The organism is Rhodothermales bacterium (genome assembly GCA_017643395.1).
GTDB lineage: Bacteria > Bacteroidota > Rhodothermia > Rhodothermales > UBA10348 > JABDJZ01.
In genome coordinates, this window is record JAEPNP010000001.1 from 415,680 (window position 1) to 439,128 (window position 23,449).

General features: G+C 63.7%; 16 protein-coding genes. 5 read left to right on the forward strand and 11 right to left on the reverse strand.

What is annotated here, in order from left to right:
• Positions 1 to 4: 4 nt before the first annotated feature.
• The 5 genes from JJ896_01720 to bioD are packed head-to-tail and all read right to left on the reverse strand — an operon-like array spanning position 5 to position 3,469.
• Positions 5 to 700: a peptidylprolyl isomerase gene (locus JJ896_01720; protein ID MBO6778346.1), complete on the reverse strand. Its 696-nt coding sequence runs from the start codon at positions 698 to 700 to the stop codon at positions 5 to 7.
• Between the two features lie 8 nt (positions 701 to 708).
• Positions 709 to 1,065, reverse strand: coding sequence for a hypothetical protein (locus tag JJ896_01725; GenBank protein ID MBO6778347.1), 357 nt, complete (start codon positions 1,063 to 1,065; stop codon positions 709 to 711).
• A gap of 1 nt (position 1,066) precedes the next feature.
• Positions 1,067 to 1,981 (reverse strand): DUF2520 domain-containing protein, encoded by a 915-nt coding sequence (locus tag JJ896_01730; protein MBO6778348.1) that lies wholly within the window; start codon positions 1,979 to 1,981, stop codon positions 1,067 to 1,069.
• A 1-nt stretch (position 1,982) separates the two neighbouring features.
• Entirely contained in the window at positions 1,983 to 2,750 is a 768-nt protein-coding gene (gene amrB, locus JJ896_01735) for an AmmeMemoRadiSam system protein B (protein ID MBO6778349.1), read from the reverse strand.
• A gap of 23 nt (positions 2,751 to 2,773) precedes the next feature.
• A complete protein-coding gene (bioD, locus tag JJ896_01740) occupies positions 2,774 to 3,469 on the reverse strand; it encodes a dethiobiotin synthase (GenBank protein ID MBO6778350.1) in 696 nt (231 codons plus the stop codon).
• Between the two features lie 198 nt (positions 3,470 to 3,667).
• Here bioD and JJ896_01745 point away from each other — a divergent pair, with 198 nt between their 5' ends.
• The 5 genes from JJ896_01745 to JJ896_01765 all read left to right on the forward strand — a co-directional run bounded on the left by JJ896_01745 (position 3,668) and on the right by JJ896_01765 (position 16,645).
• Entirely contained in the window at positions 3,668 to 6,217 is a 2,550-nt protein-coding gene (locus JJ896_01745) for a T9SS type A sorting domain-containing protein (GenBank protein MBO6778351.1), read from the forward strand.
• A 76-nt stretch (positions 6,218 to 6,293) separates the two neighbouring features.
• Positions 6,294 to 6,860: a gluconate 2-dehydrogenase subunit 3 family protein gene (locus tag JJ896_01750; protein ID MBO6778352.1), complete on the forward strand. Its 567-nt coding sequence runs from the start codon at positions 6,294 to 6,296 to the stop codon at positions 6,858 to 6,860.
• A complete protein-coding gene (locus JJ896_01755; GenBank protein MBO6778353.1) occupies positions 6,857 to 8,506 on the forward strand; it encodes a GMC family oxidoreductase in 1,650 nt (549 codons plus the stop codon). Before JJ896_01750 ends, JJ896_01755 begins: the two co-directional genes overlap by 4 nt.
• 3 nt (positions 8,507 to 8,509) lie before the next feature.
• Complete coding sequence (locus JJ896_01760) at positions 8,510 to 9,139, forward strand: peptidylprolyl isomerase (protein ID MBO6778354.1); 630 nt, start codon at positions 8,510 to 8,512, stop codon at positions 9,137 to 9,139.
• A gap of 63 nt (positions 9,140 to 9,202) precedes the next feature.
• Entirely contained in the window at positions 9,203 to 16,645 is a 7,443-nt protein-coding gene (locus JJ896_01765; GenBank protein ID MBO6778355.1) for a DUF1929 domain-containing protein, read from the forward strand.
• A 510-nt stretch (positions 16,646 to 17,155) separates the two neighbouring features.
• Here JJ896_01765 and JJ896_01770 read toward each other — a convergent pair.
• From JJ896_01770 to JJ896_01795, 6 genes are all read right to left on the reverse strand, one after another.
• Positions 17,156 to 17,911: a response regulator gene (locus JJ896_01770; GenBank protein ID MBO6778356.1), complete on the reverse strand. Its 756-nt coding sequence runs from the start codon at positions 17,909 to 17,911 to the stop codon at positions 17,156 to 17,158.
• Between the two features lie 31 nt (positions 17,912 to 17,942).
• Entirely contained in the window at positions 17,943 to 19,397 is a 1,455-nt protein-coding gene (locus tag JJ896_01775) for a PAS domain-containing protein (GenBank protein MBO6778357.1), read from the reverse strand.
• Positions 19,387 to 19,821, reverse strand: a complete 435-nt coding sequence (locus tag JJ896_01780) for a response regulator (GenBank protein MBO6778358.1) — start codon at positions 19,819 to 19,821, stop codon at positions 19,387 to 19,389. The genes JJ896_01775 and JJ896_01780 overlap by 11 nt, the downstream gene beginning before the upstream one ends.
• A gap of 113 nt (positions 19,822 to 19,934) precedes the next feature.
• Complete coding sequence (locus JJ896_01785) at positions 19,935 to 20,615, reverse strand: metal-dependent transcriptional regulator (protein ID MBO6778359.1); 681 nt, start codon at positions 20,613 to 20,615, stop codon at positions 19,935 to 19,937.
• Between the two features lie 7 nt (positions 20,616 to 20,622).
• Positions 20,623 to 22,929, reverse strand: a complete 2,307-nt coding sequence (locus JJ896_01790) for a TonB-dependent receptor (GenBank protein ID MBO6778360.1) — start codon at positions 22,927 to 22,929, stop codon at positions 20,623 to 20,625.
• On the reverse strand, positions 22,916 to 23,398 hold the full coding sequence (locus tag JJ896_01795; protein MBO6778361.1) for a thioredoxin family protein: 483 nt from the start codon (positions 23,396 to 23,398) through the stop codon (positions 22,916 to 22,918). The genes JJ896_01790 and JJ896_01795 overlap by 14 nt, the downstream gene beginning before the upstream one ends.
• Between the last annotated feature and the right edge of the window lie 51 nt (positions 23,399 to 23,449).

A 23,449-nucleotide genomic window follows, 5' to 3' on the forward strand; every position in this document is an offset into this window, starting at 1 on the left:
GGGACTACCGTTCTACCGGCCGAACCACCATCGGAATCGGCTCCAGCGGCTGGTCTCCGAGCACCGGGCTCGTGGGCGTTCCCCGGCCATTCGGCGTATCGACCCGCGAAATGGCATCGAGCACGTCGAAACCTTCCACGAGCTCGCCGAACACGGTGTAACCACCGTCCAGCTGGGGCACACCGCCCTCGGTCTTGTACACCTCACGCTGTCCAGGAGGAAACTTGAATGGTGCGCCGTCGCGCTGGGAAAACATGGCTTCTACCTGGTCCAGCTCCTGGTCGGAGAATTGCCGTCCGACTACGATGTAGAACTGGCTGCCGCTGGATGCCTTGCCGGGGCTGTTGGGCCGACGAGCCGCAGCCACAGCTCCACGTTTGTGGAATAGCTCCGGCTTGATTTCGGCGGGCTGGGTGTAGCCGGGACTTCCCACCCCGTTATTCATGGGGTTGCCGTCCTTGGAATTCGGATCACCGCCCTGCACCATAAAGCGCGGGATCACTCGATGAAACAGCGTGCCATCGTAGAAGCCTTCGTTGGCCAGCTTGCGGAAATTCTCCGCGTGGCCTGGGGTCTGCTCATCGTACAGCCGCACCACCATGGTGCCGAGCTGCGTTTCGATGGCAAAGTGATCACTGTCCTGAGGCTGTGCGCAACCCAGAAGCAGGGTCAGCAGCAGCACGGGGAGTACACGAGACATGGCGGGGGTCAGAAGCCGGGGTCGAGATGTCGATCAAGATAGCGGGCAATCGCGACACGCAGGAGACGTTCCTGATCGTCCTCGGAAAGCACGGGAATTGACCGAATCCGCTTCCAGCCGGCACCCTCGCGCGCATAGACCCCGAGCTCGGCGAGAACCGCATGCGTGCCGTCCATGATCAGGTCCTGCTTCATCTCCTTCTTCAGGCGCGCTGCGATGTCCCCATCGCGGGAATGAATCCCGATCAGGAACAGCAGGCTTTCCACGGAGGCTTCCCGGCCGTAGCGCTTTTTTGCCCATCGCTCTACCCGAGCCCAGGCTTCTTCCGCCGCGGGGTCCGCCAGCAGGGATGCTACCGAATCCACATCAGTCCTCTTCGCTCGCGGGCGGAATGGGAAGGGCTTCGATCACACGATCCAGGATTTCCATGGCGTCGGCACTGGTCAACCGGGCCGTCTTTCGGGCCACACGAACCGTTTCGGTGGCAAGTGCCACATACGCGGTGATGAGATGCGGTGCCTGCCGAGACAGCAACTCCACGTGGCGCTCCACCGTGGGGATGTCCCCACGAACGATGGGTCCGGTCAATGCACGCTCGGGTCCGCGAAGACGAATGTTCTCCACGGTGCCGGCAAGCAACGGCTGCAGCATGGCCACCACATCCTGTTCCCCGAGACCCGTAGTCTGCAGCACTTCCCTGGCCATGGCAGCGACAGTCACGGTGAAGTTGGAGATCATCGAGGCTGCCGTATGCACGGCCACCTTGTCGCTCTCGGTGACTTCGATGGCCAGAGCGCCAATCTCCTCCAGGGTGTTTCGCAGTGCAGCCGTCACCGCAGCATGCCCCTGCAGGGTCACATAGGCTCCCCGCAGCGCGCCGGGCTGGGCGGGTCCGGGAAAGGACTGCAGGGGGTGCATGGCTGCCGTGCGGGCGCCGTGCTGCTCCAGGGGAGCCAGGAACGATGCCGGATGGGCGCCCGAGGTGTGCACCACCATGCGGCCGCTCCAGTCCGCATCGCCCAGAGCAAGTTCTTCCGCAACCAGGTGAATCGCTACGTCGGGGACCGCGATAAGCACCAGGTCCGAAGCATGACACGCCTCGTCCAGCGAGATGCCGGCGTCCGCCCCCAGTTCCTCCGCGAGAGCCCGGGCACGCGGGCTGTCCGGCGTGCGCCCGAAAACGCCGATCGGCCGCCACTCCTGTCCCAGCAGCGCAAGCCCGAATGTGGAGGCCACGGCTCCGGCGCCGACCAGGGTGAATGTGGAAGCCTTGCGAGCCATGTCAGGTGCTGAGCAGCGCTCCGAGGTATCCGGGCTTGCCGTCTGCCGGGCGCTGAAAGTCGGTGATTGTGATCGTGCCTGCGCTGCGGTGCAGTGCCGCGATAAGCGCGACCAGCAGCGCGCCGCCACCCGTTATGTTCATGCGGTTGCCATTGACCAGCTGCATCAGGCCGGACACGTCCCTGTTTTCGAGGCGGGTGCGCAGGTCCTGCATGGCCGCATCGTCCGCTTCGTTGATGCTGACGCACGCCACCAGAAGCGTGGGCTGGTTGTACATGACCTCGCCAACCGCATGGCCGAGCTCTCTGCAGAGATCCGGTCCTTCGTGGCCCATGACGATCGGCACCAGTTCGAAGTCCTCCAGGGTCATCTGCAGGAACGGAAGCTGCGCGTCCACGCCGTGGGTGTGAAAGTGGCCCTCATCGCCGACGAAAATGTCGTCGTCCTCGTCGCAGAGTTCCTGTCGCAGCCGATTGCTGATGGGTACCTCGCCGAGCGGTGTGCGGTACTGATCCAGGCTGCACACATTGAGCCGATTGAACTGGCCGCTGCGGCTGGGGGCCACCATGATCACGTGACGGTAGCCCTGGCCCCGTATTGCCGCGAACACGCGTGCCGAAGCCGCACCGCCATCCAGCAGGTTGGAGTCCGGAACTACGACGGCATGGACCCGGCTGGTGGTCCGCTCCTCCGGAGCCTCCCTCAGCAGATCGGTCAGCTGTTGCTTCAGGGGTGCTTCCTGGGTGGCGTACACGGCGTGTGCCCGCATGGTGTTTGAACTGGGTTGAACAGTCAGGATGTGATTCCCCGCAGAACGTCCACGAGGTGGGTTTGCTGCTCCAACGCCTGGACCAGGCCGTCCACGTCGTTTGGATAGGATGGACGCCATTCGATGGATGCCAGGACAGGCGTTGGGCGCGCCAACTCGGCGAGGACCTCCGGGTTCATGGCCTCCGCAAATCCGTCACCGAACTGCCCGAATCCATTCAGGATGAAGCCCAGGGGATGCGCCCCCTGCACGAACATCATGCGCTGGGTCAACAGGCAGTGGTTGAGGGTGCCCCGGGCGGTTCGGCCCACGATGATGGACGGCAGCCCCATGCGCTCGAGCAGGTCGATCATGAAAAACCGCTCTGCAATCGGTACCAGGATGCCGCCGCCGTCCACGACCACGAATTCGTGCCGGCTCCTCAGGTCCCGGAACGCGTCCAGAATGGATTCGAGCGATACGGGTCTGCCCTCAATCCGGCTCGCCACGTAGGGGGCGGCCATCGTCTCGAACTTTACCGGCTCGGTCAACGGCCGGGGGTCTTCAATGCCCAGGCGGCCTAGCGCATCCGCCGTGGATTCACCGGACCCACCGGTGGTGATCGGCGTCATCATCGTAGCGTCGACGCCCATCTTCCGGAGCAATCCGACCAGACCAAGCCCGACGAGGGTCTGACCGACTCCCCGGGAACTGCCGACTAGAAACAGGCCTTCTGCCATGCAGGCGCCAACCGCGAAACAAGGCGCAAAGGTACCTCCCCTGTGGCAGGGCAGCAATCGAAAGTGCCGACCTCCCTGGAAGCATCTGTCCACCCGACTACCGGTCAATCGTCGAACGGCACCGTTCGGTCGGGATCATCGGAACGTGCAGGCCCGCTGAGGAATTCCCCGCGCCTTGCTGCTCACCCTCCCGTGTCCATGGTTCGATTCCTCCCCGTTCTTGCGCTGCTACTGGCGGCCTGCTCCTCGCCCGAGCCGAAACCACGCCCCTCCGGTGCGTGGTCATCGCTGGATTGGATGACCCAGGCCAGGGCCTATCCCCAGCCGGATGTGCCGGCCGCCGGGGTATCCGAGGCCTTTGACCTGAAAAGGCGCGCGTTCAAGACGCAGGACTTCGAGCAGGAACCCTGGGAGGCCATCGGCCCCCACAATGTGGCCGGCCGCATGCTGTCGGTGGTGTTCAACCCGCAGCGGCCGCGCACGCTGCTGGCGGGCTCGGCCAGCGGAGGGCTTTGGCGCTCTTACTCCGGCGGCGAGGGAACGAGCGCCTGGCACCGGATCGAGACCGGATTCCCGGTCCTCGCCGCCTCGGCAGTCGCCTACGCGCCGGACGACTCCAGCACGATCTACCTCGGCACCGGGGAGGTGTACAACTATCAGGATCGCGATGGACGGGGCGTCACCTATCGACCCTCTCGCGGCTCCTACGGCATGGGCATTCTGGTCTCCCGGGATGGCGGCACGAGCTGGAGCAAGACGCTGGACTGGGCGGCCGAGCAGGGCCGCGGCGTGCAGATGATCACGGTGAACCCGCTTCGGCCGGCCTCGGTCTGGGCGGCGACCACCGAGGGTCTCTATGTCAGCTACAACGCCGGACGCAGCTGGACGAACGTGCACCCGGTGATTATGGCCACGGACGTATCCCTGCATCCGGCCGACACGAGCCTGGTCCTGGCGGCGCACGGCAACCTGGGCACGCCGGGCAACGGCCTCTACCGATCCCTGGACGGCGGTGCCACCTGGAGTCGGACCACCGAAGGACTTCCCGCGACGTGGCGCGGCAAGGCCCTGATCACGCAGGCTCCCTCCGACCCGAACGTTGCCTACGCGACAATCGGGAACGGATTCACCTCCTCGGACGGGAATTGGCTGGTTCGCACGCTGGACGGCGGGGCGACCTGGGAGGTGATGCAGGAGACCACCAACTTCGTGGGGTCCCAGGGGTGGTATTCGCACGACGTTTCGATCAGTCCCGACAACATCGACCACATCACGGTCGTGGGCTTCCTGATCTACACATCTACCGACGGCGGACGCGTCTTGAATCCGCAGACCGAATGGACGGGCTGGACGAACCCGACGCCCCCCATCGGTGGGCATGATGGGGTACCGCAGTGGACGCACCCGGATCACCATGCAATAGCAGTGCATCCCGAGGATGCCGACTACCATCTCTTTGCGACCGACGGAGGCATCTATCGCACGACCACCGGCGGTGCACCGTTCGAGGCCCTCAACGGGGGCCTGCAGACGGTGCAGTTCTATGCGGGTATGAGTAACAATCCCCAGGTGCCGCAGGTCGCCATGGCGGGCACCCAGGACAACTCCACGCTCCTCTACCGCGGCACCCTGCAGTGGCGCATCCTGAACGGAGGGGACGGCGCCTGGACGGCCATCGACCCGGAGCAGCCCAATCGGGTTTACTGGTCCAGTCAGTACCTGGCGATGCGTCGCTCCACGGACAGCGGGCTCAGCTCCCAGGGCGTCGCACCGCCGGGCAACAACAGGCCCACGGGCTTCGTGGCACCGTTCGTATTGAGTCCCGTGAATCCCGCGCGGCTGTATGCCGGACGGGACCGGGTATACATGTCCAGCAATCGCGGCGCCTCATGGGGCACCGGAAACGGTGGAAACCCGCTGACGGGTGAGCCGCTGGTCAGTCTCGCTGCCTCCTCCCAATCGGCCGATGTGGTCTATGCGGTAACGGCACCCGGCATTGAACGCGCGCGGGTGCTGGTTTCGCGCAGTGGAGCGGTTCGCTGGCAGGACATCACCGGGACATTACCAGATCGCTACCTGGTAGATATCGCGCTGGATCCTCAGGACGATAACCGGGCCTTCGTTGCTGTGGCCGGCTTTGGTACGCCCCATGTCTATCGAACCGAAGACGGTGGTGCATCCTGGTCGGCTGCGATTTCGGGACTGCCCGACGTACCCACCTGGTCCGTTGTGGTCGATCCGCAGACACCCAACCGGGTGTACGCTGGAAACGATGTGGGTGTGTATGTCTCTTCGGACGGCGGCGATACCTGGGAGCCGTTCGACGAAGGACTTCCGGAGGCCCTCATCGCAATGGATCTGGCCATCTCCGAAGCTGCCACCGCTGACGACGCTACCCGGCGGCTGAGGGTAGCCACGCACGGAAACGGCATGTTTCAGCGCGCGCTGGAAGGAACCGGATCGGAACCCGAACTACCCATTTTCAACCAGTTCGAGCTGCTGACCGTCTTTCCCAACCCGGCCCGTGAAGCCATCACGGTCACCTATGTGCTCGACAGCAGGCAGGATGTGCTGCTTACGCTGCATGACGCTTCCGGCCGACGTGCCAAAACGGTGATCGATGGGCCTGTCAACTCCGGCCGGGCGTTTGATCGCATTCCGACTGCAGATCTCCCGGCGGGCATCTACTACGTGACCATTCGGTCCCAGGACGTGAACACCACCACCCCGGTGAGCATCGTGCGATAGGTTCGGGGGTGGCCCGAACGGCTTGCCCGCGTCCGGGTGGGGTGGTTTCTTGGCCCAGAGCCAGCCCCCAAGAGCCATGCAATCCCCCGAAGACCCGGACCGCCGCGCTTTCATCCGCCGCTTTGCTGGTCTTTCCGGTGGGGCCGCCCTGACGGCCTACATGCCGGCTTTTCTGGCTACCATGGACCTCGCTTGCAGCCCGGGAGCCGAGCAGCAGCCTTACCGCCTGTTCACAGCCGAGGAAGCCGCATTCGTGGAAGCCTTCACCGCGCGCATCATTCCAACCGATGACCGGCCCGGTGCCAGGGAGGCGGGTGTCACCCGGTTCATCGACATGGTGCTGGACACCATGCCCGTATTCACGGGAGCCGATGCGCTGATCCGCGGGACCATGGACCAGCTGGCCGGGCAGGCGGGCCAGCCCTTCGCCTCTCTTTCGGAGGACGAGCAGGACACCCTGATCCATGGGATCGAAACGGAGCTGCCGTTCCAGATCCTCCAATTCCTGACTGTGGCCGGCTTTCTCAGCCATCCCGCTCGTGGAGGCAACCGGGGCAAGGTGGGCTGGCAACTCATCGGATTTGATGACCGTCACGCGTGGACGCCCCCCTTTGGCCACTACGACGCGGAGGTAAACGCATGAAACGTGTGGAGACCAGCACCCGCTATGCCACCCGTGAGGAGGTAGACTTTGTGATCGTCGGCTCCGGCAGCGCCGGCGGCATCATGGCCCGCGAATTGGCTGCCGCCGGCCACAGCGTGGTCCTTCTTGAGAAGGGCCCCTGGGTAGACCCGTCCGAGTTTCGGCACGATGAGTGGAAAACGTTTTTTGAGTACGAGTGGATGGGCAACGGCGATGGCAGCCACGGGCAGACATTCCGCGCCTCCGAGGATCAGGTCGCGGCCCCTACCCCGTTTCCGCCTGCGCTCTACGCAAAAATGGTCGGTGGCAGCAGTGTGCACTTCACAGCCAACTTCTGGCGCTTCCGCCCCGTCGACTTCAATGAGCGCAGCCGCCTCGGTCCGATTGCCGGAACGAATTTCGCCGACTGGCCGCTGACGTACGACGAGCTCGAGCCGTACTACACGCGGGTCGACTGGGAAATCGGAGTCTCCGGTACGCCGGCCCCGGACGACCCTCCGCGGTCCCGCCCCTATCCGATGCCGCCGCTTGCGGTGAAGTCCTCGGGCGTGCTGATGGACCGCGCAGCGGCCAAGCTCGGTCTGCACTCGCATCCCGCCCCCATGGCCATCCTGTCGGAGGTCTACGACGGTCGTGCGCCGTGCATCAATTGCGGCTTCTGCCTGGCATACGGCTGCGAGGTCAACGCCAAATCCTCCACACTGGCGACGATGATCCCCCAGGCGGTCTCATCCGGCAACTGTGAGGTCCGCCCGCTGAGCACCGTCTTTCAGGTTGCCCTCGGCGCGGACGGCCGTGCGCGGGAGGTCCGGTACCTGGACAAAGACGGACTGGAGCATGCCCAGGCCGCCAAGGCCGTCATACTGAGTGCGAATGGGGCCGAAACCGCTCGTTTGCTGCTCCTGTCGGAAATCGGGAATGGCAGCGGAATGGTGGGTCAGAACCTGATGTTCAACGGACAAACAGCGGCCAACGGACTGTTTGAGCACGCGCTGAACGAGTTCAAGGGCCCCCAGGTCACCCGGATCGTGCACGACTGGTACGATACCGACCCCGGCCGCGGCTTCTACGGCGGCGGTGGGCTGGACGCCCGTTTTCAGCCTGGAACCCCCATCTGGTGGGCCGTCGGAGGTGGGTTGCCGCCCTCTGTGCCTACATGGGGGGCCGGGTTCAAGGACGCGCTGGAGCGGTACTACACGCGTAGCATGACGGTGGCCGTGCACACCACCTCCCTGCCCGTCGCGAGCAACAACGTGACGCTGGACCCGACCCATACGGATCAACATGGGCTGCCGTCGCTTCGCATCACCTATCGCGACCATGATGATGACCTCGCCACCATGGCGTTTCTGCAGGACCGGGCTCGCGAGGTCCTGGACGCCGCCGGAGCCCAGGAAGTCTGGGCGCCGGAGGTTGTGCCTCAAAGTGCCGGAGCCCACCTGCTCGGCACCACCCGAATGGGCACGAATCCCGACACTTCGGTTGTGGATCGCTACCACCGCAGCCACGAGATCCCCAACTTGTTTATGGTCGATGGGGGCAGTTTCGTGTCTTCCGGAAGGGGGCAGCCCACCATGACCATCATGGCCCTGGCATTCCGCGCCGCAGAGCACATCTCCGAATTCGCCCGACGCGGCGAGATCTAATTCATGCGTACCGTTTCTCTCTTACTTGTTGTGGCTCTGGCAGGGTGCAGCGCCTCGGACCCCATCACCCAGCCGTCTCTGGTTTCCCTGCATCAGGCGGCCCCGGATTCCTTCGAGGTCCGCATGGAGACCAGCGAAGGAGCCCTGAACCTGCGTCTCTATCGGAACTGGTCTCCGGAAGGGGTGGATCGGGCCTACTACCTGTTCCGAAACAACTTCTATGAGGGTGCCCGCTTCTACCGGGTGGTGGAAGACTTCGTGGCTCAGTTCGGCGGATCGGGTGACCCCGTCATTGACGAGCAGTGGCGCCAGATGCCGTTGAACGATGAGCCCGTTCGAGCCAGCAATGAGCGGGGCACCCTGTCGTTCGCCCGCGCCGGAGCGCGTACGCGGTCCTTCACCATGTTCATCAACCTGAAGGACAACATTCACCTGGACGCGGATCGCTCCTCACGCAACGTCGTGGGCTTTCCTCCCATCGGTCGTGTGGTCGAGGGCATGGACATCGTGGAGCGCTTGTTCAGCGCTTACGGGAACGAACCGATGCGTACCGACCTCGGAGCGCGCACACTGGCCGCTGAATACCCTGAACTCGATTCGATTGCGGTCACGACGGTAGTTCGTGCCTGGTAGGAATCCCCTTTAGAGCGGGCCTGTGCTGACGATACCGACCGGGTATACCCCTACCCTGTCGTCATGCGTCACTTTCCCCGTCCGGCTGTGCTTGCGGTGCTCACCACCGTGGCCCTCAGTGCACCGGCTCGTGCCCAGGACCACAACCATGAGACGCACGCCCAGTCTGATGCATTCTGGGCGGCAAAGGCCCGTAACCACACAGGCCGCTATGTCATCGCTGCGGGACCGCTCGTAGCCCAGAGCCCCGCCGATCTGAGTGAGCTCGGCGAGTGGAGCAGCGTGATCGAGTGGCCGCACGTCCCGGTGTCGGCTGCGAATCTGCCGGACGGTCGCATTCTGACGTGGTCGTCCAACCGGACGGACGGATTCCCGTCGGGCTCGGAGTTCACCTATGCCTCTGTCTGGGACCCGCAGACCGGCAGCTTTGTGGACACACCGAACCACACGCACGACATGTTCTGCGCCCACCTGGTCATGCTGCCGGATGGCAAGCTCCTGGTGAACGGCGGGCGCAACCACGTCAAGACCACCTCCGTCTTCGATCCGGATACGGGAAGCTGGTCGCAGACATTCTCCATGAATCACGGGCGCTGGTACCCGACCACGGTCGCGATGCCGGATGGCACGGTGTTTACGGCTTCGGGGAGCGGCCAACCTAACGCGGCCGACACGGCTGAGCTCCTGACGCCCGGGTCCGGATGGGCGGAACTGACAGGAATCGACTGGGGTGGAATCTCCGGCCAGTTGGGCTTCGAATCCCACTGGTGGCCGCACCTTTTCCTGGACCCCAGAGGCGACATCGTGCATGCGGGGCCGACCTCGATCATGCACCGCGTCACGGTGCAGGGCAACGGACAGCTTCTGGAGTACGGCCCGTGGCTGCCCGATGCATGGTATTCCAAGCATGCGGCCGTGGCCATGTACGACGAGGGCAAGATTCTCATTGCCGGCGGCGCGGGTACGGCTGTCGCCGACCCCGCCACCAATCGGGCGTTGATCATGGATGTCAACGGGGCAACGCCCGTGGTCACCGAGATCGCGCCCATGCAGCACCCGCGCAGGTTCGCCAGCGCCGTCGTGCTGCCAAACGGCGAAGTGCTGGTGGTTGGCGGAAATACCACCGGCATCAAGTTCAGCGATGACGGCACGGTACTCCCGGTGGAAATCTGGAGTCCGGACGCCGGCACCTGGCGCACCGTCGCGGGGATCTCCGAGCCTCGCAACTACCACTCCATTGCCCTGCTCCTGGACGATGGCCGCGTGCTATCTGCGGGCGGTGGCCTCTGTGGCTCCGGATGTGCCGCCAATCACCAGGACGGACAGGTCTACACACCGCCGTATCTCTACGACGCCGCCGGGGCCCTGAAACCCCGCCCGGAGATCCTGAATGCTCCTTCAGCGGTCGGCTACAGCCAGACCTTCCAGATTCAGGCTACCCGGGACATCGACTATTTCACGATGATCAAGGCATCGTCCACCACGCATGCGGTCAATACGGATCAGCGCCTGGTTCGCCTTGCGGTTCGGTCGCGCTCGGGAGACAACTACGAGGTCATCTCTCACCCGAACAAGAACGTGCTGTCCCCCGGATACTGGATGCTGTTTGCCGTCGATACCGACGGCACACCATCGACATCCATGCCCGTCCTTGTCACGGAAGATCTGTCGGCCTCACTGCTCTCGATCGCCGACCAGGAATCGCGGAATCTGGACACCGTCAACCTGCAGGTTCAGTGGTTCGTGCCGGAGGGCATGACGGCATCGTTTTCAGCCACGGGGCTTCCCCCCGGGCTCTCCATACACGCCGAGACCGGCCTGATCTCCGGAACGATCGCGGCCGGCTCGACCGGCCTGCACGCGGTGGAGATCACGCTTACCGCAGGTCAACTCCAGGACACGGAATCATTCAACTGGACCGTGCGGGACGGCGGCACTGGTTCGATTCTCCGGGAGTGGTGGAGCAACATCCAGGGCGATGAGCTCGCCGGTCTTCGCAGCGACCCCCGCTATCCCGACAGTCCATCGGGAACCGACTACCCGGACCAGTTTGAGGCCCCGACCGACATCGCCAACTTCTACGGCACGCGGATGCGGGGCTTCCTGCACCCGCTTGAGGACGGGCTGTACACGTTCTGGATTGCCAGCGACAACCACGGCGAGCTGTGGCTCAGCACCAGTGCATCTCCGGACGACGCGCAGGTCATCGCTACGGTCGGCCATTGGACTCCTTCGAGGGATTGGGAGAAATACGCCTCGCAGGAGTCGGCGCAGGTCTACCTCGAAGCCGGGAATCTTTACTACATCGAGGCTGTGCACAAGGAAGGAGCGGGCGGAGACAATCTGGCCGTGGCCTGGCAGACCCCGAGCCGCCTCCGAGAAGTCATACCGGGCACTTTTCTCTCGCCCTTCAATGGGTCTCCCGCCCTGGCAAACCCCGGAGACCAGCAGGACCCCGTCGGAACTGCGGTTAACCTGCAGCTGCAGGCCGCGGACCCTGAAAACGAGCCCCTGACGTTCTCCGCCTCCGGCCTGCCGGACGGCTTGTTGCTGGACACTCAGACAGGGATGATTTCCGGCATACTCGCCACGCCAGGCACGTTCACGGTGTCGGCGGCGGTGACTGACGGAACCGGACTGGAGTCGGTCACCTTCGTGTGGACGGTGGACTCAAACACCGCGCCGCTCGCCATTGCCGGGGTGCAGTCTTCACCCATTGCTGTCGGCCAGGCCGGCAGCGTTTCGCTGAGTGTCTCCGGGCCCGCTTCCTTCGATGTGGCATGGGACTTTGGCGATGGGACAAGCACAACGGGCGGGGCGCAGGCATCCCACACCTGGAGCGCTCCCGGACGCTATCAGATTTCCGCCGTGGTCACGGCCGGCCCGGAATCGGCGCAGGTCTCGTTCTTCCAGAACGTGCACCCGGCCGAAACGGGCCAGGCGGGCAGCCGCAGCTCCAGCATTGTCCTTGACGCCTCCGGTCGGATCTGGAACGTCAATCCGGACAACAACTCCGTAACCGTGACCAGTGCGAACGGGCAGGTTCGCCTCGCGGAACTTCCTGTCGGGGATAATCCGGTGGCGCTGTCTCATGCAGCGAACCGGGTGTTTGTGGTAAGTCGGGGTTCCGGCACCGTCACAAGCGTTTCCACCTCATCACTGGGTGTGGTGGAGACATTTGACATGCCGTTTGCAAGCAGACCCTATGGCATTGTGGTTCGCCCGGATGGATCGGAGGCCTTCGTAGCCCTCGAGGGCTCCGGGCGCGTGGTCCGACTGGACCTCTCTTCCGGTCTTGCCGAACAGTCATCGTCTCTGGGCCCCTGGCTGCGCCACCTCGCGTTGTCCGGCGACGGAAGCCGACTCTACGTCACAAGATTCATCACCCCGCCCATCGCAGGAGAAAGCACGGCCAACGTAGGGACCGAGGGGGGCGGGGAGGTACTGTGGATTCGTACATCCGATCTCGGCCTGGACCGCACGACCACGCTGGCCTACAACGACGTGGTGGACACGCCCGATCGCGCTCGCGGCATCGCCAACTACCTCGCGGCTCCAGCCGTTTCCCCGGACGGTGCGTCGCTGTGGATCCCGTCCAAGTTCGACAACATTTTCCGCGGCCTGCAGCGTGACGGCGAGGCACGCGAGCACGACCGGCTCGTGCGTGGCGGCATCTCTGTGATCGACATCCCATCCGGAAACGAACGGGTGGCCGACCGACTCGACGTCGACGACCAGAGCCACCCTGTCGCGTCCGTGTTCGGGCCGCGCGGCAACGTGCTCTTTGTGGCTCATTCGGGCTCGCGTGCGGTGACGGCCATTGACCCGTTCCTGGGCCAGGCCATTACGCGCATCGCAGTCGGACGGGCCCCGACAGGTCTTGCGCTCTCTGCCGACGGCCGCACGCTGTTCGTGCACAACTACATGGACCGCACCGTGCAGTCCGTGAATGTGACCGCGCTCACCGAAGGCGGAAGCGGAGTGGAAGCGCCGGTCGGTCAGGCCATTTCGACGGTGGGTATCGAAGCCCTGGATGCCGTGGTGCTTCGTGGCAAGCAGCTCTTCAACGACGCTTTCGATGACCGCCTCTCGGCCCAGGACTACCTGTCCTGCGCCTCCTGCCATGCCGGCGGCGCGCATGACGGCCGCGTCTGGGACATGACAGACGGTGGAGAGGGACTGCGCAATACCATCGATCTGCGCGGCCGCGGCGGCACCGACCATGGTCCGGTGCACTGGACGGCCAACTTTGACGAGATCCACGACTTTGAGAACGATATCCGGGGCGTCTTCGACGGAACGGGCCTGTTGAATAATGCCGACTTCCAGGCAACGCAGGACCCGCTTGGCCCCCTGAAGGCCGGGCGCTCCCCGGATCTGGACGCGCTGGCCGCGTACGTTGCAAGCCTGCGAGAATCAGGCAGCAGCCCCTTCCGCATGGCCGACGGTTCGCTTTCGGCCGCGGCGGCGGCGGGACTTGAGATATTTCGTCAACTGGACTGTGCCGCCTGTCACTCCGGTACGCGATTCACGGACAGCCCATCGCTCACACTGCATGATATAGGCACGTTGCGTGCATCCAGCGGAAGCCGTCTCGGGCAGCCATTGACCGGCATCGATACGCCGACGCTGCGGGGTGTCTGGGCCACGGGGCCGTACCTGCATGACGGCTCTGCCGCCACCCTGGGCGATGCCGTGCAGGCCCATTCCGGCGTGTCCGTCTCGGCAGGGGATTTGGCGAACCTGGTCGCCTATCTCCAGGCCATCGACGACGAGGAGGCCGCGGCTCCTTCATCAGGCGGCCCGCCCGTCGTGGACGCCATCGCCGAACAGTCGCACCTGCTCGAGGAGGCGGTCAGCCTGGTTGTTACCGCAAGCGAGCCCGACGGGGACCCGGTGACGTTCAGTGCCTCCGGACTGCCACCCGGATTGTCCATGTCCCCCGACGGCCACATTACCGGCGCTGGAACACAGGCCGGAGCCTACACCGTCACCGTGCGGGCGGAGGACATCGACGGTTCCGATGCGCGACAATTCACGTGGAGAATCCTGCAGGTTGACGTGCCTGTGGAGTCCACCTGCTATCTGGTGGCGGACAATAGCGGCGCCGCCGATGTGCTGACCATGGTTGTCGATGGCCAGGAATCCCGGGTTGGGGGCACGGGCACGACCAGGATCGAAGGCATTGCATACAGCCCCACCCTCGGCTCACTCTACGCGGCGGACGCGGACCGGCTGGGACGCCTGGACACGGCGACCGGAGCGTTCCTGGATGTCGGTGCCTTTGGCTCCGCTGACGGAGCGGACGGAACGCGCGGGGTCTCGGATGTGGACGGCATGGCCTTCCAGCCGGGAACGGGCCTTCTGTTCGGTAGCGTTGCCAAATCGGGAGAGCCCGACCTGTTGGTTGTCATCGACCCGGTTACCGGGTCCGTGGTCCCGAACCACTTCGGAGCAGGCACGGGATACGTCACCATCGCACCGGTAGACGGTGTCGAAACCCTGGACGACATCGCCTTTCACCCGACAACCGGAGTGCTGTACGGCGTCGGTACTACCTCCGGGGGTACACGGCTCTTTACCCTCAATCCCGTGACCGGGATGACGGCTCTCGTCGGGGTGGTTGATCGCGAGATAGAAGGTCTCGGATTCACCACGGACGGTCGCCTCTTCGGCACGACCGGAGACAACGGGCGCACGATCGTCGAGATCGACCAGATTACGGCCTCGACGACGGCCGTGGCGACGTTGGGAGAGGGTGGGACAGACTACGAGTCCATCGACTGCCGCGGACCGCAGGCCGAACAACGCATATCCGGCACTGTCTACTTCGACGAGAATGGGGACGGCGTGCTCGGAGCAGGAGAGAACGGCCAGGCCAACGCGCGGCTGGATCTGTTCCGTGACCTCAATTCGGACGACACCCTGGATGCGGGCGATGCCCTCCTGCGCTCTGTCACAACCGCCCAGGACGGTACATGGTCGTTCCAACTGGCAAGTCTGGGGGCGTTTCTGGTGCGCCTCGACTACGCAAGCCTGCCCCCGGCGGCGACCCCATCGAGTGAGGCCGTGGCTGCCGTGTCTGTGCAGTCCGAAGGCCAGCAGGTTTCGGGGGTGGATTTCGGCTACGAACTGGACCAGACCACTGCCTCCCTGTTCTGCTACGCGGTGGCCGACCAGGGAAGCGGGCTCGGCGACGGGGACGTGCTGACCCGCATCAGCAAAGGCTCCCTGCTCGAGACCACCGTAGGGGTCATGGGCTCGCAGTTGGTGGAGGCCATGGCATTCAACCCGCAGCAGACGACGCTCTACGGCGCGAATGGTCGCCGGTTTGGTTCCATCGATGTCGTCACCGGGGCATTCACTGAGATCGGCCGGTTTGGAAGTGGGTCCGGTCTGGCCGGAAACGTGACCTTCAGTGATGTGGACGGACTCACGTTTGACCCGAACACGGGCATCCTGTATGCGGCCGTTCGACGATCGGGCGCGACGGACTTGCTGATTCAGGTGGATCCGAATACCGGTGCGGCAGTGGCCGGGGCGTTCTCCAGCGGCGACTATGTGGAGATCGAGGCCATCGACGGCCGCGGCGACATCGACGATCTCGCCATCGACCCTCTGGACGGGCAGCTCTACGCCATTGCGAATGGATCCGGGTCGGGACAGGTGGTCCGGATTGACCGGGAAACCGGTGCCTCTACGCTGGTAGCCAGCGTCAACGACGGCTCCCTGGAAGGACTTACGTTCGATGGGGACGGCACGCTGCTTGCCACGCGTGGCAGCAGTTTCCAGGAAGTGGTCGTGGTCAACCGCAGCACAGGCGCGACCTCCCTGTGGGCCTCACTCGGGGTCGACGGCCATCGTGACTACGAAGCCATCGCCTGCCTGACCAACGATACCAATACGACCGCCGGACGCGCTTACGCCGACATGAACATGTCCGGGGCCTTCGACGCGTACGATGCCGTGCTCCCCAATCTGGAGGTCTCTCTCTACAGAGACATGAACGCGGACGGACGACTGGATTCGGGCGATGCGCTCCTGGGCGTCACCGAGACGGACTTCTCCGGGAAATACACTTTCCGCACTGCGTCCCAAGGTGACTTTCTCGTGACCACCTCGCGGCCCGGAGCTACCGTCCGCGGAGTGAAGCATCACGGATTCGGTCAGACGGCAGGAGCGGAAGACTTTGTGCTGGAGATCGGATCGGCGACCTCGCAGGAGACCCCGGCTCAACTGCCGAAGGTGTTTGAACTCTTGCCGGCCTATCCGAACCCGTTCAATCCGATCACAACCATAGGCTTCGACTTGCCGCAGTCTGCCACCGTGCGACTGGAGGTGTTCGACATGACAGGTCGGCGCGTTGCGTTGCTTGCCTCAGGCGCGCATCCCGCCGGACGACATCAGGCGAGATTCGACGGTTCGCGATTTGCAAGCGGGATGTACTTCTACCGGCTGACGGCCGGTGCGCAGGTTCAGACCCGCTCGGTGATCCTGATGAAGTAGTTCGATCCTGATGAAGTAGTTCCGACGCGGCGGGGTACCTCCTCCATTACGAAAAAAACCCCGAACGTGGCCCCGTTCGGTGGAGACCGTCGCGTTTGTTTCCAAGCGTGACTTTCGGAGGAGTACCATGAGTCCCACCCTTGCCTTGTTTGCCATCGCCTTGAATGTATTCGCGTTGGCTGCCTGTATCTGGATAATTGTCAGTCTTAGTGATCGGCAACCGGTGGACCCTGTGGGGGGTCCCCGCCGGGACCCCTCCCGTCACAGACCGCGCATGGCCCGTCTGTAGACGACGCAACCGCCTTTGGTGAGGGGTGACCCATGCCGGGGGCGGCACGACCTTGATTCGTTGACAAGCGCGGTCGGTGCGACTCGTCGTATGGGGGTACGGGGGCGCGCCTTGTGGCCGGATGGTTGGAAGTACCGGATGAGGAGCCCGGGACACCTGACCAAACGAATCGGACGTGCCGTCCCCCGGCATGCGGGATCGAGACGCCCGGTCTGGTGGGGTCAGTTGGAAATCACGCTTCCCGGGGTGACTTCCACCTCTGGAACCGGCTGCTGAACGGTGAGCAGGATGGCATCCGCACCGTCCCACCCAATCGAGACGGCATCGACCACATACTGGCGTTTGTCAATCAACATGAGCGCGGCACCGGAGCGTGGGTCCAGGTAGAGATCCAGCTGATCTCCAACCGCCCCCGCCAGATCAACGTGTAGCAACCCGCACCCCGCCGCGTTGGCATAGAGCAGGGCGAAGTCCGGATCCACCACGATGAGCGGCGTCGTTGTTGCCTCCGTCAGGGTTTGGAAGTCACGCCCGGACCCCGAGGCCGCCCTGAGCAGATTGTTCAGCTGCACCTGGATCTTGTGTCGGTTGCAGGCGAACTCGATCGCGTGCACCAGACTCCATCGGTTGACGTGGTCCTTGCGCAGAAAATCCTGTCCCCCCTTTTCCACAAGCCGGTACGACAGGTCGTCTTCGTCCGAAGCCGTCATTAGCACGATCGGTACCTGATCTGCAAAGGGTGCAAACTGGGCGAAGGTGTCGTCGGCTCCCGAACCCGGAAAGTGCAGATCCAGGAGCAGAACGTCCGGATTGAGTTCAGCCAGAGCGCTCAGCCCGGTCTCAATGGAGGACGCGCGCGTCACCTCATACCTGATGCCATGGGGGCCGGTGGAGGCTTGCAGGAAATGCTCGACAATGAGCGCGTCGGTGTCGTTGTCGTCCACCAGAAGAACCTGGCGGCGTACGCCGGACTGCATGTGTTGAGGGGTTGAGGGGTGAGGGGGTCGATCACGTCTCAGGCACCATTTCGCCGGCCGGAATCACCAGCGTGAACCGGCTGCCTGTACCCGGTTCGGAATCAATTTCGAGTTCGCCATGGTGGATCTGAGCCACGCGCTGGCAGATTGCCAGCCCCATGCCGAGGCCCTTCTTGTCGCGACCCAGTCGGGAAAACGGCCGCACGACCTTGGCCTTGTCTGCGGGCTTGAACCCGATGCCGTTGTCGGCCACCGTTATCCGGTGTTCCTCTTCCGTCCGCATCGCATACACATACACATTCGGCGCCCGTTCGGGGTGCCGGTAGCGAATGGCGTTTGAGATCAGGTTCTGGAAGAAGGCCGCCAGCAGCGTGGATCGGCCGAGCACGTCCGGCAGAGGGTCAATCTTGATCTCGGCGCCGGCGGCGTCAATATCCGCCGTCAGGTTGCGACAGACGTCCCTCACCACGCCTTCCAGGCTGACCCACGTCAGCTCTTCACGAGAGCCGGTCAGGCGTGCGTACCGGTACAGTTCGTCGATCAGGGCCTGCATGTGGGTGGAACTCTCCACAATGCGATCCAGAACGGGAGTCAGCTCATCGGAATGCTTCAGGTCATGCTTGAGCAGACTTACCAGGCCACGAATGGTCTTCAGGGGTGCCTGTAGATCGTGTGCTGCGGCGTACGCGAATTGATCGAGGGCCTCATTGCTGCGCTGGAAGTCCTGAAACCGGTCGGTGATGTCCTGGAAGACTCCGAACACCGACTCAACGTCACCGGTCACCGGATCCAGGGTCACTTCGCCCCGGCTGTGCACCAGGCGCTCTTCCCCGTCGGCCCGGATCAGGCGAAGCTGGAATGAGAAGCCTTCCTTCTTTTCGATGGCCCGGTTGACGTAGTCCCGGACACGCCGCTGGTCTTCCTGGTGGTAGGCCTCGATCCCTCCTTTAAGCGGAGGGGTGCCGGAGCCGGGATCGAGCCCGTGGATGCGATACACTTGCGGTGACCAGTAGAGCTCTTCCGTAGCAAGGTCGATGCGCCAGTGGCCCACCTGGCCCATCTCTTCCGCCATCTCCAGCCAGCCCACCTGCTCGCGCATGCGTTTCTGCTCCGCCACACGATCGGTGACATCCCTGGCAGAGGCATACAACTTGCCATCCGGGTACGGCGTGCAAAGCCAGTCCAGGGACCGGTAGCTGCCGTCCTTGGTCCGATAGCGGTTGATGAACTTCAGGGTAGGCTGCCCCTGACGCAGCTTTTCGACCTCAGCCAGCGTGGCGGCTATGTCCTCCGGATGAACGAACTCCAGAAACGGCCGGGACAGCAGCTCGTCCATCGACCATCCCAGCAGCTCGGGCCAGGCCTGGTTCAACCAGTAAAAGCGGGCATCGGTACCAGCTACGCAGAACAGGTGCAGAGCGTCGTCGACCAGGCGATGGAAATCAACACCGTGCTCGGCAGCCGTGGCCTGCGCATCACCGGCCATACCTGCTCACCACCTGGTCCAACAACTCCATGCTTACGGGCTTCTCGGCAAACTCCTTCACGATGCCGTAGGCGCGGGCGCGATCCCGGTCCCTGCGATCCACCGAACTGGTGAGCATCATCACGACCACCGGCACGGGATCCAGAGAATCCTCGACCTCCCGGAAGGCGTCCAGGAACTCGAATCCATTCATGCGGGGCATGTTGATGTCAAGGATGATCAGCGTCGGCGGGAAATCGTCGCCCATCAAACGCTCGCCGGTTGCCTGGCTCCGAAAGAGCTCCAGAGCTTCCTGCCCGTCCGCCACGTCATACACGTCACCGAACCCCCCGTGACGTCTCATCAATTCCCGCGCCAGAAAGACATCCACCTCGTTGTCATCCACAACGAGCACGGACGCAATGCGGGCAGTCACTTCAGCCATACCTCAACAGACAGGAACGGCTGTAAACATAGGGCTTTGGCTCCGGAACCGCCCGATTCTGACCTTAAGGTTTCCTAAGGAACAAGTTGTGGTCTCGACTCCGTGATCTCCGGTCAGGCCTCGTTCACGAACACGTTGCGGGCCACTTCACGGCCGATTGTTTTCTCGCCCGACTCCAGTTGCACGCGCAGGGGTCCATTGAACGGTTCCTTGCGCACGACGTGCACCCGGCTGTTGGGCAGCAGGCCCGTAGACTCCAGGTAGTGCAGCATTTCGGCATCTCCGTCCGACACGTGGTGCACCACGACGGAGCTTCCGGGATCTACATCTGCAAGCGTCTGCGTCGCGGAGTCGGCAATCACCCCGTCCTTGGTGGGAATGGGGTGGCCGTGAGGATCGTGCGTGGGGTAACCCAGCATCTCGTCGATGCGCTCCTCGAATTCCTCAGAGATGTGGTGCTCCAGGCGCTCGGCTTCATCGTGCATCTCACTCCAGGAGAAGCCCATGATCTCCTTGAGGTAGGTCTCGAGCAGGCGGTGGTGCCGGATAATCTCAAGCGCAATTTTTCGCCCTGGCTCCGTCAGGCGGACACCGCGATAGGCCTCGTGGTCCACCAGCTCCATGCGTGTCAGCCGCTTGAGCATCTTGGTAACCGTGGCGGACGACACCTCCAGTGACTGGGCCAGGTCGTTCGTACCCACGCGACCGTCTCCCTGAAGCATGTAGATGGTCTTGAGGTAGTCTTCTGCTACCTGGCTCAGCATGCGGCCGGATCCGGGGGCCTCGTTGCTCATGGTCAGATCAGGGAAGGATGAGGCGCACTCCCGCGCCGAAATGCCGACCCTCTATGGGGCCATAGACATAGGCCGTGTCGAACGAGTCCCCGAATCCGGGCGTTCCTTCGTAGTAGCCCACCAGGGGCGACGACTGTTTGAATCCGGTGAGGTTTTCGAGCGCAACGTACACCTGGAGCAACCGCCCGGAGGTGGAGCGGAAATCGCGGGTGGCCTGCAGGTTGTGCACAGCATATGTCGGGGAGCGCTCGTGCAGGGTGACCCCGGTCGCCTGCCTGTAGGCTTCGCGCACAGACGGCTCAAATCCCGGCATCTGCATGGGGCCCGTGACGCGCGCGGTGTAATCCAGCACGACATCGTTCGGGGCCTGCCAGGTGATGGTCGCGGTGCCCTGATAGGCGGGGGCAAACTCATGGTCCCGTCGCGTGCCATCCTCTTCGACGTAGACATCCATCAACGTGCCCGCCACCGAGTAGCTCACCCCTCCCGTCACATTGCCCTGAACCTGAAGGGCGACGCCCCGAGTTGCGTAGTGCCCGCGGAGATTCCGGTACCGCACCTCACCGGGCGTGTCGTAGTCCGGCTCGATCTTGTTGGAGAACCGCGTCCAGAATGCGTCAAAGTCGACCGTAATCGGGCTTCCCATCCCCGTGAGGATGTGCTGGATCGAGCCGGCGGTACTCACGCTGCGCTCCGGGTTCAGGTCCTCGAGGATCACCGTAGCGCGGCCGCCCGTGTAGGCAGCATGGTCCTCGGTAAAGAGATTCACGACCCGAAAGCCCGTGCCGACGTTCAGACGCAGCGTGGTCAAATCACCCAGCTCCACCTTCGTCGCGAGTCGTGGTGATGGTATCAGCCCGTGATCCGGCTGATAATCCAGGCGCAGGCCACCGAGCACCCTGAGACGGTCCGTGACCTCCACGTCATCCTGAACGAAGAGACCTGGAATCAGGCGCGTATCGGGCTGGTTTTCGAGCAGTGTGCCGCTGTCGTCATAGCGGCCCGTCACGCCTGAACCGTCGTCGTAGCGCTGATACCGCATCGCCAGTCCGATCAGCAGATCGTGGTGCTCACGGGCCGCGGGCATGAACGGCGTCCAGGTGGCCTGAAGGAAGCCGTCAGTCTGCTGTGCCTGGTAGCCCGAGTCGCCATAGAAAGAGTCCTGATCGTGCAGACTCAGGGCGGACGCCACGTTCAGGGTGCTGGTCGCGCGCACCGTAGCCATCAGCTCGGCGCGACGCGTGAAGATGGACTCCCCGTAGGTCGCGCCGGAGCCACGGAGATCCTTCGGAGCCTTCAGAAAGGATTCGACACCGGCCTCACGGTCTTCGTGATAGAACTTGGCCACGACGGAGGCTCGGTCAAACCCCAGCGCGTCTGTGCGCGTGCCTTTGGCGAACAGGGCTACGCGAGACTGGAATGGACGGTCCGAGAAACCGTCGGCATTGTTGTCGTGGTAGTCCTGTGCCGACAGCAGGGTGCCGGACACCAGCAGGTTGGTTCTTCCTCGCAGTGCAACCGCGGAGGCCTCTGCCACGTGCTCGCGGTGCTGCGTGGTGTACGCGTTCGCGGAGAATCGCGGCGTCGAGCCGGGATCCTTGGTCCGGATGTTCACGACACCACCCAGCGCCTCCGACCCATAGAGGGTGGACATGGGACCCTTGACCACTTCGACCTGCTTGATGAGCATCGGTGAGATGCCGTTCAGTCCGTACACCGCTGCCAGACTGCTCATCATGGGCATGCCGTCGATCAACACGGCGGTATTGGGCCCGTCGATGCCGTTGATCCGGATGTTGTTGGTGTAGCAGACGCCGCAGTCAATCTGCTGATAGAGCCCGTTGACCCGGTCGATCACCTCCATCAGGTTGGACGTCGGCACGGTCTCCAGGAAGCGCGAGGGTAGCAGGTTGACCTTCACCGGCGATTCTGCCGTCGTGATCTCGGTCATCGTTCCTGTCACCACCAGTGCTCCAGACTCGTACACCGTCGGGATGAGCTCGACGTCCAGGCGTATGGTCTCCACCCCCTGGATCTCAACCGACCTCTCCAGCGGCTGGTAGCCAATCGCAGTGAACAGGACGGTGATTGACCCTTCGGTTCCGGTCGGCAGTTTCAGGCTGTAGACGCCCGCTTCGGAAGCCGCAACACCTGCACGGAGGTCGGGCAAGCGCACGCTGGCATAGGCGACCGCTTGCCCCTCAGAGCGTACTGTGCCCTCGATGGTCGCGAACTGTCTGGCCTGGCCCTGGGAAGCCATCGTCAGCGAAAGCCCCGCCACCGCCAGTGTGATACCCCAACTACGAGTCGTCATGATTGGATGCCGCTCTTGCGGCCGCATTCAGGATGGGTAGCAGTCCTTCCGGGGGGAGGAACCCGGTGTGCCTGCCGAGGACCTGCAGATCCGAGGTGAGCACCAGCAGTGTCGGAGTTTCCGCCGCGCCCAGGCGCTCTGACCAGGCTGCCTCGGTGAGACGGTACGGGCCGATGCGCTGTTTGCGATCCCAGTCGTCAATGGTGAGCTCGACCGGCACGAACGCCCGCATGGCTCTGGCGACAAGCGGGTCCGGGTACGTCTCCGACTTCAGCCGGGCACACGGGCCACACCACGGTGCGCCCACCATGAGGAAGATGGGCTTGTCGGCTTTCTGCGCCCTTGCTACGCCCTCCTGAAACTGGAGCCACTGCACGGCGAGCGTGTCCGCAGACTCCTGTCCACGGACCTGTCCCACGACCAGGCACAGCACCCCGGTCACAACCACCGACAACCTGATTTTTAGCACAGGCTAAATTTATTGTTGCCTGCGACTACACACAAGACCCCGATGGGATCC